We start from the raw sequence: 14,494 nt of genomic DNA on the forward strand, positions 1-14,494 counted from the left end.
TGTTCGGCACGGCGGCGCGTCAATCGGTCTTGCTGATCAGCCGAAGTCGAGCACCACGCGACCGTCGATCTTGCCGGCCTTCATGCGGTCGAAGACGGTGTTGATCTCCGACAATGGCGCCGTGGTCACCTCGGCCGTCACCTTGCCGTCTGCGGCGAACGCGATGGCTTCGTCGAGATCACGCCGGGTGCCGACGATCGAGCCGCGCACGGTGATGCGCTTCAGCACGACATCGAAGATCGGCGTCGGGAATTCGCCCGGCGGCAAGCCGACCAGGCTGACCGTCCCCTTGCGGCGGACCATGTGCAGCGCTTGGGCGAAAGCCGACGTCGACACCGCGGTGACCAGCACGCCATGCGCGCCGCCGCCGGTGATTGCGATCACCCGCTCCACCGCATCCTTGTCGAGCGCGTTGACGGCGTGCTCGGCGCCGGCCTCCAGCGCAAGTTTCAGCTTGTCCTCGGCGATGTCGAGACCGACCGCCTTCAGCCCCATCGCCTTCGCATACTGGATTGCGACATGACCGAGGCCGCCGACGCCGGAGACCACCACCCACTCGCCCGGCCGCGTGTCGGTCTCCTTCAACCCCTTGTAGGTCGTGACGCCGGCGCAGAGGATCGGGGCGATCTTGGCGAAGTCCACATTGGCCGGCAGGCGCGCGGCGAACGCCGCGGATGCGATCACGTATTCCGCGAAGCCGCCGTTCACGCTGTAGCCGGTGTTGTGCTGGTGCTCGCACAAGGTCTCCCACCCGGTCTCGCAATATTCGCAGCGCAGGCAGGCATCGTGCAGCCACGCCACGCCGACGGCATCGCCGACCTTGAAGTCGGTGACGCCGGGCCCGAGCGCGGCGACGATGCCGGCCGCCTCGTGACCGGGGATGAACGGCGGCACCGGCTTCACCGGCCAATCGCCGGAGGCGGCATGAAGGTCGGTGTGGCAGACGCCGCACGCCTTCACCCTGACCAGAAGCTCGCCCGGCCCCGGCGCAGGAATCGGAACGTCCTCGATGACCAGCGGCTTGCCAAAGGCTTTGACGACGGCGGCTTTCATGGTCTGCATCTGTCTGCTCCTCATGTCGCGGCGCAAACTAACGACGTCGGCGTATTCCGGTCTTGATCGGCATCAAGCCGCGCCGCTGCATGAAGTAACAGTTTGATGACCGCGCAATGTGCCCGTGGCTGTCAGGCGTGAAATTTGAGTCCGTCGACGACCTTGTCGACCAGCTTGCGCTCCGCGCGAAACGCCAATCCCACCAGATTGAGATCGGCGCGCGCCACCGCCTTCACGGCATCACGGTTGGCCTCGTCATGCGTGGTCTTGAACATGTCCTCGGTGTAGAGCGCCGGCTTCACGCTGCGCGACAGCGCGCGATCCAGAGCACGCGCCAACGCTGCACGATCCGGCGCGCCGTAGATCAGGATCGGCTGCCCGATCAACGCGTGATACAGGGTTGCCGAGCCGTCCTCATAAGGCGCGCCGATGCATTCGGGAAATGCAGCGGCGATGCCGCTGGAAAGAAACGCCGCGACGTTCAGCTTCTGCCAGGCTTCGAGATCGTTGCGAATGATCAGCGCGATCTTGGTGTCGAATTGCATGCCATTTCCAGAGTTCGATGTCATCGAACGCTCAGAATAGCCGAGCCGCTCTCGAGGTGAAGCATCGAAATGAAAGCGCGGACGAGAGACATCAGGCTCAGATCAGCCCTTGGCGTCGCACACCCAGGCGCGGATGACACATTCCTTGCCGCCATATTTGTAGCATTCCCGGGTCGCCTCGTTGAGCGTGGTCGAGATCGTCGGCCGAACAGCATAGCCGTGGGCGCCGCAGGGATTGGTGAGATCGACCGCGAACGCGGCGCAGGCCTTCTTCATCGTCACCGCGGTGCAGTCGCCCTTGCACTGCTTGAGCGCCGCAGCCTTGGCGAGATGCTCCGCCGGATAGTCGAACGCCTGGCCATAGGCGGCGCACCGGCCAATGGCGAACGCGCCGGCTGCATGCGCCGGGCTGATGGCGCCGTAGCTCGCGATGCGCGCAACGCCGACGAGAACGGTCAATCCAAATGCAAACAGCGCGACACGGCGCGCAGCAGTCGAAGCGATCACTTTTTCCTCCCCCGAGGCCCAATGCCGGCAAATCTAGCCGGGGGTCGTTGAAACTTGGTGAATGGGAGGTTGAGGGCGGGCGAGGTCCGTAGCCCGCATGAGCGCAGCGATATGCGGGGGCGCTGCATCCGTGGAGAGAGACTGTCCCCGCATGTCGCATACGCTCATGCGGGCTACGCTGGCTCAGCCGCGCCGGGCGGCTTCCAGCGCCTGCGGCGTGTCGATGTCGAGGAAGGCGCTGTTGCCGTCGACCGGCACCTCGGCGACGGCCTCGGTATGCTTGGCGATCAGGTGCCGCGCGCCGACGTCACCGTCCAGCGTCATCAGCTCGGCGAAGAAGCGGCGTGACCACAGCACCGGGTTGCCGCGGCGTCCCTCGGACACGGGCACGACGATCAAATTGCCGCGATCGGGCGCGAACGCGCCGATCAGACGGTCGAGCAGATCCGAGGACACCATCGGCATGTCGCCCAGGCACACGACCGCGCCATCGACGCCGTCAGGCACCGCGGCGATGCCGGCCTTCACCGAGCTGGCAAGCCCACCGGCGAAGTCGGGATTGCGGACGAAGCGAACGTTCAAGTCGGACAGCGCCTGCTCGACCAGCTCGGCCTGATGACCGGTGACGACGATGACCTCACCGGCCTTGGAGGCCAGCGCCTGCTCGGTCACGATGCGCACCAGCTTCTTGCCGTCGAGCTCGGCCAGCAGCTTGTTCGGCCCTCCCATGCGGGTCGAGCGTCCCGCAGCCAGCACGACCGCGGCGACCTTGCGTTCGCCCTCGGCCTCCGGCTTGGCGCGCGGCTGCGGCCGTGTCACGATCTCCATGAGGAGTCCGCCCACGCCCATGGCCGTGAGCTCGGCGCGGGTGACCTTGATGCCGGCGAGCAGCCGCATCAGCACCCAGTCGAAACCGTTCTCCGCCGGCGAACGGGCGCAACCGGGGGCGCCGAGCACCGGCACACCGGCGGCGCTACCGATCAAGAGCAGATTGCCGGGATCCACCGGCATACCGAAATGCTCGATCTCACCGCCGATGCCGGTGATCGCGGCGGGAATGACGTCGCGGCGGTCGGCGATCGCGGACGCGCCGAACACGATGACGAGCTCGGCGCCCAGCGCCAACAGCTCCCTGATCGCAGCGGCCAGCGCGGCCTGCTCGTGCGGCACGCGGCGCTCCGCGATGATGGTGGCGCCGGCCGGCGCGAGCCGCTCTGCGGTGACGCGCAGCGTCTTGTCGATGACCTTGGGTGCGAGCCCAGGCAGAAGCGTCGAGACGACGCCGACGCGCTTGATCACATAGGAGGCGATGCTGAGCGCGCCCCTGCCCGCCGCAGCGACGGCGGCATCGCGCAGACGGCCTTCGACGCCGAACGGGATCAGCTTGACGGTGCCGACCATCTCGCCTTCGACCACCGGCTTGAAGGCCGGCAAGGTCGCAAAGGTGATGGCCTCGTCGACTCCGTTGATGCGCTCGACGGCGGCGCGGTCGATCATCAGCACGCCGGCCTGCGCCGCGAACAGATTGGCGCGACCGGTGAAGGCGCGATCGACGTGAATGCCTTTGCCTGCGACGACCTTCGCGACGTCGGCAGCCGCCTCGTCCTCCGAGACATCGCCCGCCTCGAGCCGGACGACCACGATCTCCTTGACGCCCTCTCGGGCCAGCGCCTCGACCTCGGCGGGACCGATCAGCGTGCCCTTCTTCAGCACCAACGATCCCTTGCGCAGGGTGTGCACGGTCACCCCGCCGATCGCTTCAGTCGGACTGGCAGGACCGAACTTCATGCCGCCTGCTCTTTCTCCTTGGCCGGCAGCCGCAACGTGGCGGTGATCTCGGCCATGATCGAGACCGCGATCTCCGACGGCGACACCGCGCCGATTGCGAGCCCGATCGGCGCATGGATGCGGGCGATGTCGGCGTCGCTGGCGCCTTGGGCGCGCAGGCGGTCGCCGCGCTTGGCATGCGTCTTCCGTGAGCCGAGCGCGCCGATATAGAAGCAGTCGCGCGAGAACGCGTGCAACAGCGCCGGATCGTCGATCTTCGGATCATGCGTCAGCGCGACAAAGGCCGTGTAGCGATCGACGTTGAGCGGCGGCAGGGCCACGTCGGGCCATTCGGCGATCAGCGGCACGTCGGGGAAGCGCTCGGGGCTGGCGAAGGCCGTGCGCGGATCGACGACGGTGACGTCATAGCCGAGCGACTTGGCGATCGGTGCCAGCGCCTGGCTGATATGGACCGCGCCGATGATGACGAGCCGCGCCGTCGGCGCGTAGACGTTGAGGAACAACCGCTTGCCGCCCACCTCGACCATGCCGCTCTTGCCCATCCGCAGTTGCATTGCGAGCTCGTTGCGCAAGGGATCGGCGGCGATGTCGGCGGCCTTGACCAGACGCTGCTCGCCGGAGGCGACGTCGGTGACGAGAATGGCCGGGCGGCGCGCGGCGCGCTCGGCATTGAGCTCGGCCAGTGTTCCCAATTGCATCGGTCAGCCCACCTTCTCGACGAACACACGGATGGTGCCGCCGCAGGACAGCCCGACGTTCCAGGCGGTCTCGTCGGCGACACCAAACTCCAGCATCCTGGGCTGACCGCTGGAGATCACGTCCAGCGCCTCGGTGACAACAGCGCCCTCCACGCAGCCGCCGGACACGGACCCTAAGAACGTGCCCTCGTCGTTGATCACGAGGTTGGACCCGACCGGGCGCGGCGCCGAGCCCCAGGTCTCGACCACGGTGGCGAGCGCGACGCCGTGGCCGGACTTGTGCCAGTCCTCGGCGGCCTTGAGGATGTCTTCGTCGCGGTTGAGCATGGAAATCTCCTTCTCAGGCGGCGGGCCGGATCGCGCTGCGCTGATGCGGCGGCAGCGGCGACGACAGCGCCGAGATCAGCGTCCCGATCGAGGTCAAGTTATGTACCGGGCGGAATTCGTCAACGTGGGGCAGCATGGTTTTGATACCCTGCGCCTTCGCCTCGAAGCCGGAATAGCGCAGCAGCGGATTGAGCCAGATCAGCCGCCGGCAGGAGCGGTGCAACCGGTCCATCTCGAAGGCGAGCTTGCTGTCGGCCTCGCGCTCCAGCCCGTCGGAAATCAAGAGCACGATCGCGCCCTGCCCGAGCACGCGGCGCGCCCACTGCTTGTTGAAGGTCTGCAGCGAGGTCGCGATCCGCGTGCCGCCGGCCCAGTCCTCGACATTGGCCGAGCAGCTCGCCAGCGCCTCGTCGGGATCGCGCTGGCGCAGCGCCCGTGTCACGTTGGTCAGGCGGGTGCCGAACAGGAACACCGAGACGCGCTTGCGGGCGTCGGTGATGGCGTGCAGGAAATGCAAGAACAGGCGGGTGTACTCGCTCATCGAGCCGGAGATGTCGAGCAGCGCCACGATCGGCGCCGGCTTCTCAATTCTCCCCAGGCGATGGAAGTTGATGATCTCGCCTTCGGTGCGAAGCGCCTGGCGCAGCGTCTTGCGCATGTCGATGCGGTGGCCGCGCGGGTCCGCGGTGTGGCGGCGCGTTTTCAGCTCGGCCTGCGGCAGCCGCATCTTGGCGATGGCGCGTGCGACCTCGGCGATCTCCGCCGCGCTCATCTGCGCAAAGTCCTTCTTCTGCAGCACCTCGCGGTCGGACACCGCGAGCCGCAGGTCCTGCTCCTGCGCCTTCGGCTCCTCGTGCATCTGCGGCTGCGACATCGCCTCCTGCACCCGGCGCGAGGCCGGCGGCGGCTTCTTCTTGGCGTGGTCCGGCAACGGCACCGAATCGAGCATCGACTTCCACTCCTCGGCGGGGCGGAAGAACAGGTCGAAGGCCTGGGAAAAGATCAGGGCATGCTCGTGGCGCTTGACGAAGATCGATTCGAGCGTGGTGAAGACGTCCGCGCGCTTGCCGATGTCGATCACCTCGAGCGCGGTCATGGCATCGATGACAGCACCCGGACCGACCGGAAGGCCGGCGGCGCGTAGCGCCCGCGCGAAGCCCGCGATGTTGTCGGCGATGCCGCCGGTCGGCGGCGCGAGGTGATTGATGGGCGTGGGCATCGGTCTATCCCCTCGTCATTCCGGGACGTGCCTCAAACTGAGTTCATCATTCCGGGGCAACCCAAAGGGCTGAGCCCGGAATCCATACTCACGGTCGTGGTTATGGATTCCGGGCCTGCGTGCTGCGCACGCATCCCGGAATGACGACCTTCGCTGTGGCGCGACCGCGGCTCAAGTCTCGCTGGTCGCGTCCTTGATCGCCTTCTGCAACGCATCCCCCTGCATGCGGGCGATGTCGTCCTGATACTTCAACAGCGCGCCCAGCGTGTCGCCGACGACCTCGGCATTCAGCGAACGCGCATCGAGCTCGGTCAACGCCGTGGCCCAGTCCAAGGTCTCGGCGACCCCTGGCGACTTGTAGAAGTCCTGGTCACGCAGCGCCTGCACGAAGCGCACGATCTGCTGCGACAGCCGCTGCGAGATGCCGGGCAGCCGGGTCTTGACGATGGCGAGCTCGCGCTCGGCGGAGGGATAATCGACCCAGTGATACAGGCAGCGCCGCTTCAGCGCGTCATGGATCTCGCGAGTCCTGTTCGAGGTGATGATGACGATCGGCGGATGCGGCGCCTTGACGGTGCCGAACTCCGGGATCGTGACCTGGAAGTCGGAGAGTATCTCCAGCAGATAGGCTTCGAACGCCTCGTCCGCGCGGTCGAGCTCGTCAATGAGAAGAACCGGCGCGCCTGCGACATCCGGCTCCAGCGCCTGCAGCAGCGGGCGCTTGATCAGATAGCGGTCGGCGAAGATGTCCGACGTCAATTGATCGCGGTCGACCTCGCCGCCCGCTTCCGCCAGCCGGATCGCGATCATCTGCGCCGCTGAATTCCATTCGTAGACGGCGGAGGCGACGTCGAGACCCTCGTAGCACTGCAGCCGGATCAGCTTGCGGCCGAGCGCGGCCGACAAGACCTTGGCGATCTCGGTCTTGCCGACGCCGGCCTCGCCCTCGAGGAACAGCGGCCGGCCCATCCGCAGCGACAGATAGGTCACCGTCGCCAGCGATCGCTCGGCCAGATAGCCGCGCGAGGACAACAATTCGAGCATCGCGTCGACCGATGCTGGCAGGGCCGGAGCACTCATGGGCGAGACCGCTTCCTTCCTCACGCGTCCGTCACGAAGCCGGAGCCTCCGGTTCGGCGGCTCCCTCCGATGCGGTTGAGGCCTTGGCGCCGGCATTGGCCGCATCCACCGCGCGGCGCGCCAGCACACCGATCAGATGGGCGCGATATTCGGCGCTGCCGTGAATGTCGCTGTTGAGGCCTTCGGCCGAGACCGGAATTCCCTCCAGCACCTTCGGCGAGAAACGCTTCTGCAGCGCTTCCTCGAAAGCAGTGACGCGGAACACGCCATTGCCGCCGGCGCCGGTCACGGCGACGCGCACGTCCGAGGGACGACGGGCGACGAACACGCCGACCAGCGCATAGCGCGAGGCCTGGTTGCGGAACTTCACGTAAGCGGCCTTCTTCGCCAGCGGAAAGCTCACCTTGGTGATGATCTCGTCCGGCTCCAGCGCGGTCGTGAACAGCCCGAGGAAGAACTCCTCGGCCTTCAGCTTGCGCTTGTTGGTGACGATGGTGGCGCCGAGCGCGAGGCATGCTGCCGGATAGTCCGCGGTCGGATCGTTGTTGGCAATCGAGCCGCCGATGGTGCCGCGATGGCGCACCGCGGGATCGCCGATCAGGCTCGCCAGATGTGCGAGCGCCGGAATGGCCTCGCCGACCGTTGCGGAGTTGGCGACGTCGGCATGACGCGCCATCGCGCCGATCACCAGGTTGCGGCCTTTCACCTCGATCGTATCGAGCCCCTCGACATGGGAGAGATCGACCAGATGCGGCGGGCTCGCGAGCCGCTGCTTCATGACCGGCACCAGCGTGTGGCCGCCGGCGACCAGCTTGGCGTCTTCGTTCTTGGTGAGGAGATTGGCGGCCTGGCGCACGGTCGCCGGCCGATGATATTTGAATTCGTACATGGGGAAATGTCCTGTGCGCAGCGGGCCGACTGGGGCGAGGTCAGACGTTTAGGCGAGGTCCGATTTGGCCATCGCCTTCGCGCCGGCGGCGATCGATTGCACGATGTTCTGATAGCCGGTGCAGCGGCAGAGATTGCCTTCCAGCTCCTCGCGGATGGTCTCTTCGCTGAGCTCATGTCCCTTGCGATGGACGAGATCGACCGCGGTCATGATCATGCCGGGCGTGCAGAAGCCGCATTGCAGGCCATGGTGTTCGCGAAACGCTTCCTGCATCGGATGCAGCGGCGCGCCGTCGGCGGCGAGCCCCTCGATCGTCCTGACCTCATGACCATCGGCCATCACGGCCAATGTCGTGCAGGATTTGACCGCCTTGCCATCGAGATGGACGACGCAGGCGCCGCATTGCGACGTGTCGCAGCCGACATGTGTGCCGGTGAGGCGCAGATTCTCGCGCAAGAACTGCACCAGCAGCGTCCGCGGGTCGACGTTCGCCGTGACGGGATTACCGTTCACAATCATGGAAATCTTGGCCATTCAGGACTCTCTATTATCCGCGCGACAGCGTTGCACTGCAGCGCAGCCCAGCAAAATCAGTCGAAAACCATCATATGGGCGCTCCCGGCGGCGGGCAACCTCGCCCCCGGCCGCGCATGGGTCGGTTGCGGTCAGCCTTGAACGGCCTTGGCGAAGTTGGCGAAGAATTCGTCGGCGAGTTTCTTGGCGGTGCCGTTGATCAGCCGCTGGCCGAGCTGCGCCAGCTTGCCGCCGATCTGTGCCTCGACATTGTAGGTCAACAGCGTGCCACCGTCCTTGTCCGCCAGCGCAACGACCGCACCGCCCTTGGCGAATCCCGCGACGCCGCCCTCACCTTCGCCGGAGATCTTGTAGCCGTTCGGCGGATCGAGATCGCTCAAGGTGACCTTGCCCTTGAAGCGCGCGGAGACCGGTCCGACCTTCATCTTGGCGACGGCACGGAAGCCACCATCCTCGGTCTTCTCCAGTTCCTCGCAGCCGGGAATGCAGGCCTTGAGCACCTCCGGATCGTTCAGCTTGGCCCAGACCTGCTCTCGCGGAGCGGCCAGCTGGACCTCGCCCGTCATCGTCATTGCCATGTGCATCTCCCCCGATTGGCGCGGTTAGAGGCATTCAAGTAAAGCACCGAACGTCCAAAAGGAAGGGCGAGCAGCGACCGGAAGCGTTGCAGAAAAGCCGGAGCACCGCAGCATTCCGGATCTCGCCGCCGTTGAGTTTTGATTGGCAGACGGCGGTGGGGGTGGTTAGTTCGCCATCGAATCTGCACGATTCCTCTGGCGGCGCGGCCGCCTGCGACAAGGATTCCGCCCATGCCGATGATCGATGCCGACGGCTGTCTGTTGAATGTCACCGTCGAGGGCCGCGACGGCGGACCGACCCTGATGCTCTCGAACTCGCTCGGCTCGACGCTGCAGATGTGGGAGCCGCAGATGCGCGCCTTCACGCAGGTGTTCCGCGTGATCCGCTATGACCGGCGCGGTCATGGCAAGTCGCAAGTGCCGCCCGGGCCCTACTCGATCGAGCGATTCGGCCGCGATGCGCTGGCGATTCTCGATGACCTCAACATCGAGAAGGTGCACTGGTGCGGCGTGTCGATGGGCGGCATGGTCGGGCAGTGGCTCGCGGCCCACGCTCCTGAACGTGTAGGCAAGCTCGTGCTCGCCAACACCACCTGCTACTACCCCGATCCGGCAATCTGGGACGCCCGCATCAAGGCGGTCGAGGACAGCGGACTCGCTGGAATCGCCGACACGGTCATCGCCGGCTGGCTGACTCAGGAGTTTCGTGATCACAATCCCGACGTTGCCGACCGGATGAAGGCAATGCTCGTGGCCACCCCGGTCGAGGGCTATCTTGCTTGCTGCAAAGCACTGCGGGCGCTGGACCTGCGCGAGGACCTGCCGGCCATCAAAAGCCCAACCCTCGTCGTGGCCGGCCGCTACGACAAGTCGACGCCGATCGCGATGGCGGAAGCGATCCGCAGCCGGATCCCCGGCGCCAGCATGACCATCGTCGATGCCGCGCACATCTCGAATGTCGAAGCGGCGGGCCAGTTCAACGATGCCGTGCTGGGCTTTCTGACCCAGCGCTGACGCACCGCGATGGATCAGGGCGTTACGCCTGCTGCGGCGCCGGCGTCGCCGTGGGCCCCATCTTCGGCGGAGCGGATGCGGAGGACGGCGAGGCTTGCGTCGACGGCTTCTCCACCAGCATGACGATGGCCGTGCCGAGCAGCATCAGGAGTTCCGTGGCATGCAGACGCAGTGCCTGGGGCTCCCCGAATTTGGCGGCCATGATCATGCTGAAGAAGGCGAGCATGCTGCCGAAAGCGAGCCCGATCGACAGCGCCTCGACATAGCCGGCCACCTTTCGCACCCGCGGAACCAGGATCAGGACCAGAAACATCGCGAAGAAGCCTGCGACCGTCAGTCGCGCCAGCGCAAGCAGCCAGGCGGCGCGGACCGTCTCGATGCCCGACAGCTGCAGGTAGTCGCTGATGAACAAGGCCACCGCAATATTGGGCCGCGCGAACAGCCCCTGGATCGGCGACACCATGATCTGAAACGCGATGATGGTCCAGGCGGGCACGAAATAGAGCGCCAGCAGCACACCGTTGACGCAACTGAGCCGCCAATTCCTGATCACGCAATCCTTGATCATGTCACGCCCACCTTTCCATCCCACAAACCGCCCGCCCGACCGATTTCCAGACGAGCTAACGCGCGGCAAACGCGCCCGGCAATTTAAACCATTCGTTTACCTTAACAGGGTGGCGACGGGCGCGATCCACTAACGGTCACCGTCCAAGAGGCCGTGCCGATGACCTCGCCGATCAGGCCTCGACTTCCCGCGTGACGGCGGCCTTCCCGGCCATCAACGCCTCCTCGAACATCTGCATCGCATCCGACATTGCGCGCCCGCTTCGTCTTCAGCACCGCGATGCGGCTGCTCCGCTGAATGATCGCCGTAACCGACGCCTGCATCGGGGTCACGATCGATGCGCCGGCAGTCCGATCGCGTCGATGGCCGCTGCACCGCAATTATGTGCGCCGCACCATCGTTGCTTTTGACTAGCGTCAAAGTAGCTTGACAATATCATACTATCTTAAGACGAGCATTGCTGCGTTTCGCACAGCTCGATCGTGATGCGGCAGGCAGCCGCCGAGCGGGAGTACTGCATGAGACTGGCTCGGATCTTCATCGGCATCCTCCTGCTGGCCGGCGGCCTCTACATCCTGGTCGGCGAGCATTTCGCCGGAACTTCAGGCGACGCGACCGTCAATGCCCGGCTTTACGTCGTGCGCGCGCCGATCGAAGGCCGCGTGACGCTGGGGGTGAGCCATATCGGCGTCAGGGTCAACGCCGGGGAACTCATGGCCGAGATCGTCGACGACCGGTTCGACACCACGCGCCTGCTCAATCTCGAGCGCGACCGTGACGAGCAGAAGATCGCGCTCAAGCGGGTTCCGGCGCAGCGTTCGGCGCTCGAGCAAGCGCGGGCCGCCTTCGCGGCCCAGTCGGCCAACTACAAGACCGGCCGCGTCCGCCAGATCGCGGCACGCATCGCCGAGGCCAAGGCGGCGGAGGATGCCGCGGCCGCCCGGCTGAAGCTCGCTGATCTCACCTTCACGCGGGCCAACGAGCTGAAGGAACGCGGGGTCCAGACGGTCGCCGGCCTCGACCAGGCCAGCGCCTCGCTCGATATCGCCAAGCAGGATTTGGAAAGCGCGAAACAGCGCACCAACTATGTCGAGACCGAGCTCGGCTCCGCGCAATCGGGGGTCTTCATAGGCGACTCCTACAACGACGTGCCGTTCTCGATGCAGCGCATTCACGAGCTCGACCTGCGCCTCGCCGAACTTGCCGTGGACGAGCAGCAGATCCAATCCCGCCTGGTCCAATACGAGCAGCAGATCAACGCCGAACGCGTCCGGATCAACCGACTGACCTCGGCGACGCTGAGGGCCCGCGTCCCGGGCATGGCCTGGGATTTCCTCGTCGACGACGGCGAATATGCCCGTCGCGGTCAGGATCTCGCCAAGCTGGTGGACTGCAACAGTCTCGTGGTGACCGCGAGCGTTCCCGAAAGTCTCTACGCCAGCCTGTCGATCGGCGCCCCGGTGCAGTTCCGTCTGTTCGGAGACGACCGGATATTCGATGGGACGGTGACACGTCTCGGCGGCTCGGGCGCCTCGCAACTCTACGCCAATCTCGCCGTCGGCCCGACGCCGCAGCACTTGCAGCGCTTCGACGTCACCGTTGCGGTGCCAGATCTCGCCAAGCAGCCGGATCTGTCCTGCGCCATCGGGCGCACCGGCCGGGTGATCTTCACCAGCGGACCGATCGCGGCATTGCGCGGCTTCGTCGCCCGGTACGGCTACTGATGCCGACGCTGTCACCATTCCTGTCCGCGTTCGCAGTCGTTGCGATCATCGTAGGGCTGCGCGTCCTGGTGTTGCCCCTCCTGGACCCGAAGATATGGTACTGGCGGACCCTGCTCCTCAGCGGCTCGATCCTGCTGGCCTGGCGCTATGTCGCCTGGCGCTTCACCGAGACCCTTGCTCCGCCCGGCCTCACGCCGGATGGGATCCTCAGCTGGGGCTTCGCCGTTCTCGAAGCGCTCACCGTTGTTTCGTCGTCCTTCGCCTTCCTGATCCTGACCAGGACCAAGGAGCGGACGACGGAGGCTGATCGCCATGCCGGCTGGTGGCTTCCGAGGCCGCCGCCTCGTGTCGACATCTTCATCACCACCTACAACGAGCAGCTCGAGGTCCTGGAGCGAACCATCGTCGGCGCCAAGGCGATCACTTATGCGGCTTTGCGCGTCTTCGTCCTCGACGACGGCAGCCGGGCCTGGCTCCGGGATTACTGCACCGAGCACGGCATCGGCTATGTCGCCCGTACCGACAAGTCGCACGCCAAGGCCGGCAACATCAACAATGCCTTGCGGCTGCGCGCGGCGGATGCGGACCGGCCGGATTTCGTCGCCGTTCTCGACGCCGACTTCGTGCCTCATCTCGACTTCGTCGAGCGGACGCTCGCGTTGTTCCACGATCCGGCTGTCGGCCTCGTACAGACACCCCAGCACTTCTTCAACCCGGACCCGATCCAGCACAATCTCGGCATCGGCGCGTCCTATCCCGACGAGCAGCGCCACTTCTTCGACAACGTCGAGCCGGCGCGCGACGCCTGGGGCATCGCAATGTGCTGCGGCACCTCCTCGATATTCCGCGTCTACGCCGTAGAGATGATCGGCGGCGTGCCGACCGAGAGCGTCACCGAGGATTTCCTGCTCACGCTGCGCCTGTCCGCGCACGGCTACCAGACCGTCTACCTGAACGAGGCGTTGTCGGAGGGATTGGCGCCGGAAGGCCTTGCGGAATACGTCACGCAGCGCGGCCGCTGGTGCCTCGGCCTCATGCAGATCGTGCGCAACGTCTACAATCCATTCGGCTCCCATGGTCTCGACTTCTTCCACCGGCTCAGCGTGCTCGACTCGCTGCTTTACTGGACGTCGACCTATCCGTTCCGCCTCGCCGCGCTGATCTGTCCACTGCTCTACTGGTGGGGCGGGGTGACGGTGGTGAACGCCTCGATCGCCGACATCATCCGGTATTACGGCCCCTATTATCTCTCGATCATGTACACGCTGAACTGGCTGTCCAAGGGACTGTTCATACCGATCGTCAACGATGTCTCGCAGATCGTCGCCGCCTGGCCCGTGCTCCGCGCCGCCGCTCTCGGCCTGCTCTCCCCCGGTCCGCACAAATTCTCGGTGACCGCCAAGGGCGGCGATCGCGCCAAGATCATCGTCCAATGGCCGCTGATGCGGCCCTTCCTGATCCTGATGGCGCTGACGATCGGTGGCATGATCGTGTCGCTGACGTCCGATTTTGTCTTCAATACCACGGGGACCGCGGGAGACGGCGTCATCGTCGTGATGTTCTGGACGATCTACAACATTCTGGTCCTGTCGGTGGCGATCGCCGTGTGCATCGACCGTCCACGCTACAACCGGCCGCAACGCCAGATCGTCGAGCCGATAACCCTGACGGTCGACGGCGAGCCGCAACGCGGCTGGATCGTCAATCTCGGCCCCGGCGGCGCACGCGTCAGCGGTCCGGTCGGCCTTGCGACCGGCGCCATCGGCACGCTCACTTTGCCCCTGATCGGCGATATCCCGACCAAGGTCGCGGCGCCGACCAACGACGGCTACCGGCTCATATTTACGGTGACGCCGCAGCAGCGCGCCCAGATCATCGAGCGGCTGCACACCGCGAGCGGAGTGCCCGGCGCCGACAGCGGCGATCTCGGCCGCATGCTGAAAGAACTCGCGCGAGCCGTGGCCGATTGA

At 65.8% G+C, this 14,494-nt stretch carries 15 protein-coding genes; 3 read left to right on the forward strand and 12 right to left on the reverse strand.

Going from position 1 to position 14,494, the window contains the following annotated elements; genetic code table 11:
- Nucleotides 1-36: 36 nt before the first annotated feature.
- From adhP to QX132_RS23315, 11 genes are all read right to left on the reverse strand, one after another.
- Nucleotides 37-1,062, reverse strand: a complete 1,026-nt coding sequence (gene adhP / locus QX132_RS23265; protein WP_316162995.1) for an alcohol dehydrogenase AdhP — start codon at nucleotides 1,060-1,062, stop codon at nucleotides 37-39.
- Nucleotides 1,063-1,184: 122 nt separating this feature from the next.
- On the reverse strand, nucleotides 1,185-1,598 hold the full coding sequence (locus tag QX132_RS23270) for a DUF2000 family protein (RefSeq protein ID WP_315737426.1): 414 nt from the start codon (nucleotides 1,596-1,598) through the stop codon (nucleotides 1,185-1,187).
- 102 nt (nucleotides 1,599-1,700) lie between these two features.
- Nucleotides 1,701-2,105 carry a DUF4189 domain-containing protein gene (locus tag QX132_RS23275; RefSeq protein ID WP_315737425.1) on the reverse strand — a complete coding sequence of 135 codons (405 nt, stop codon included), beginning with the start codon at nucleotides 2,103-2,105 and terminating at the stop codon, nucleotides 1,701-1,703.
- 183 nt (nucleotides 2,106-2,288) lie between these two features.
- Nucleotides 2,289-3,893 (reverse strand): molybdopterin-binding/glycosyltransferase family 2 protein, encoded by a 1,605-nt coding sequence (locus QX132_RS23280; protein ID WP_316162996.1) that lies wholly within the window; start codon nucleotides 3,891-3,893, stop codon nucleotides 2,289-2,291.
- A complete protein-coding gene (locus QX132_RS23285) occupies nucleotides 3,890-4,591 on the reverse strand; it encodes an XdhC family protein (RefSeq protein ID WP_316162997.1) in 702 nt (233 codons plus the stop codon). Before QX132_RS23285 ends, QX132_RS23280 begins: the two co-directional genes overlap by 4 nt.
- 3 nt (nucleotides 4,592-4,594) lie before the next feature.
- Entirely contained in the window at nucleotides 4,595-4,918 is a 324-nt protein-coding gene (locus QX132_RS23290) for an XdhC family protein (protein WP_316162998.1), read from the reverse strand.
- Between the two features lie 13 nt (nucleotides 4,919-4,931).
- On the reverse strand, nucleotides 4,932-6,137 hold the full coding sequence (locus tag QX132_RS23295; protein WP_316162999.1) for a VWA domain-containing protein: 1,206 nt from the start codon (nucleotides 6,135-6,137) through the stop codon (nucleotides 4,932-4,934).
- Nucleotides 6,138-6,308: 171 nt separating this feature from the next.
- Nucleotides 6,309-7,217: a MoxR family ATPase gene (locus tag QX132_RS23300; protein ID WP_315737420.1), complete on the reverse strand. Its 909-nt coding sequence runs from the start codon at nucleotides 7,215-7,217 to the stop codon at nucleotides 6,309-6,311.
- A gap of 31 nt (nucleotides 7,218-7,248) precedes the next feature.
- Nucleotides 7,249-8,106 (reverse strand): xanthine dehydrogenase family protein subunit M, encoded by an 858-nt coding sequence (locus QX132_RS23305; protein WP_315714764.1) that lies wholly within the window; start codon nucleotides 8,104-8,106, stop codon nucleotides 7,249-7,251.
- 48 nt (nucleotides 8,107-8,154) lie between these two features.
- Nucleotides 8,155-8,640, reverse strand: a complete 486-nt coding sequence (locus tag QX132_RS23310) for a (2Fe-2S)-binding protein (protein WP_006612357.1) — start codon at nucleotides 8,638-8,640, stop codon at nucleotides 8,155-8,157.
- A gap of 131 nt (nucleotides 8,641-8,771) precedes the next feature.
- A complete protein-coding gene (locus tag QX132_RS23315) occupies nucleotides 8,772-9,218 on the reverse strand; it encodes a carbon monoxide dehydrogenase subunit G (protein WP_315759237.1) in 447 nt (148 codons plus the stop codon).
- A 231-nt stretch (nucleotides 9,219-9,449) separates the two neighbouring features.
- On the opposite strand from QX132_RS23315, the gene pcaD reads away from it, so the two are divergent.
- Nucleotides 9,450-10,232, forward strand: coding sequence for a 3-oxoadipate enol-lactonase (pcaD, locus tag QX132_RS23320; protein WP_315776747.1), 783 nt, complete (start codon nucleotides 9,450-9,452; stop codon nucleotides 10,230-10,232).
- A gap of 22 nt (nucleotides 10,233-10,254) precedes the next feature.
- On the opposite strand, the gene QX132_RS23325 is transcribed toward pcaD, so the two are convergent.
- Nucleotides 10,255-10,800 (reverse strand): hypothetical protein, encoded by a 546-nt coding sequence (locus QX132_RS23325; RefSeq protein ID WP_315737415.1) that lies wholly within the window; start codon nucleotides 10,798-10,800, stop codon nucleotides 10,255-10,257.
- Nucleotides 10,801-11,318: 518 nt separating this feature from the next.
- Between QX132_RS23325 and QX132_RS23330 the strand changes: the two genes are divergently transcribed.
- Both QX132_RS23330 and QX132_RS23335 read left to right on the forward strand, forming a co-directional pair.
- Entirely contained in the window at nucleotides 11,319-12,524 is a 1,206-nt protein-coding gene (locus QX132_RS23330) for an HlyD family secretion protein (protein WP_315737414.1), read from the forward strand.
- Entirely contained in the window at nucleotides 12,524-14,494 is a 1,971-nt protein-coding gene (locus QX132_RS23335; protein ID WP_316163000.1) for a glycosyltransferase, read from the forward strand. Before QX132_RS23330 ends, QX132_RS23335 begins: the two co-directional genes overlap by 1 nt.

The organism is Bradyrhizobium sp. SZCCHNRI20481, assembly GCF_032485055.1.
In the GTDB taxonomy this organism is placed as follows: Bacteria; Pseudomonadota; Alphaproteobacteria; order Rhizobiales; family Xanthobacteraceae; genus Bradyrhizobium.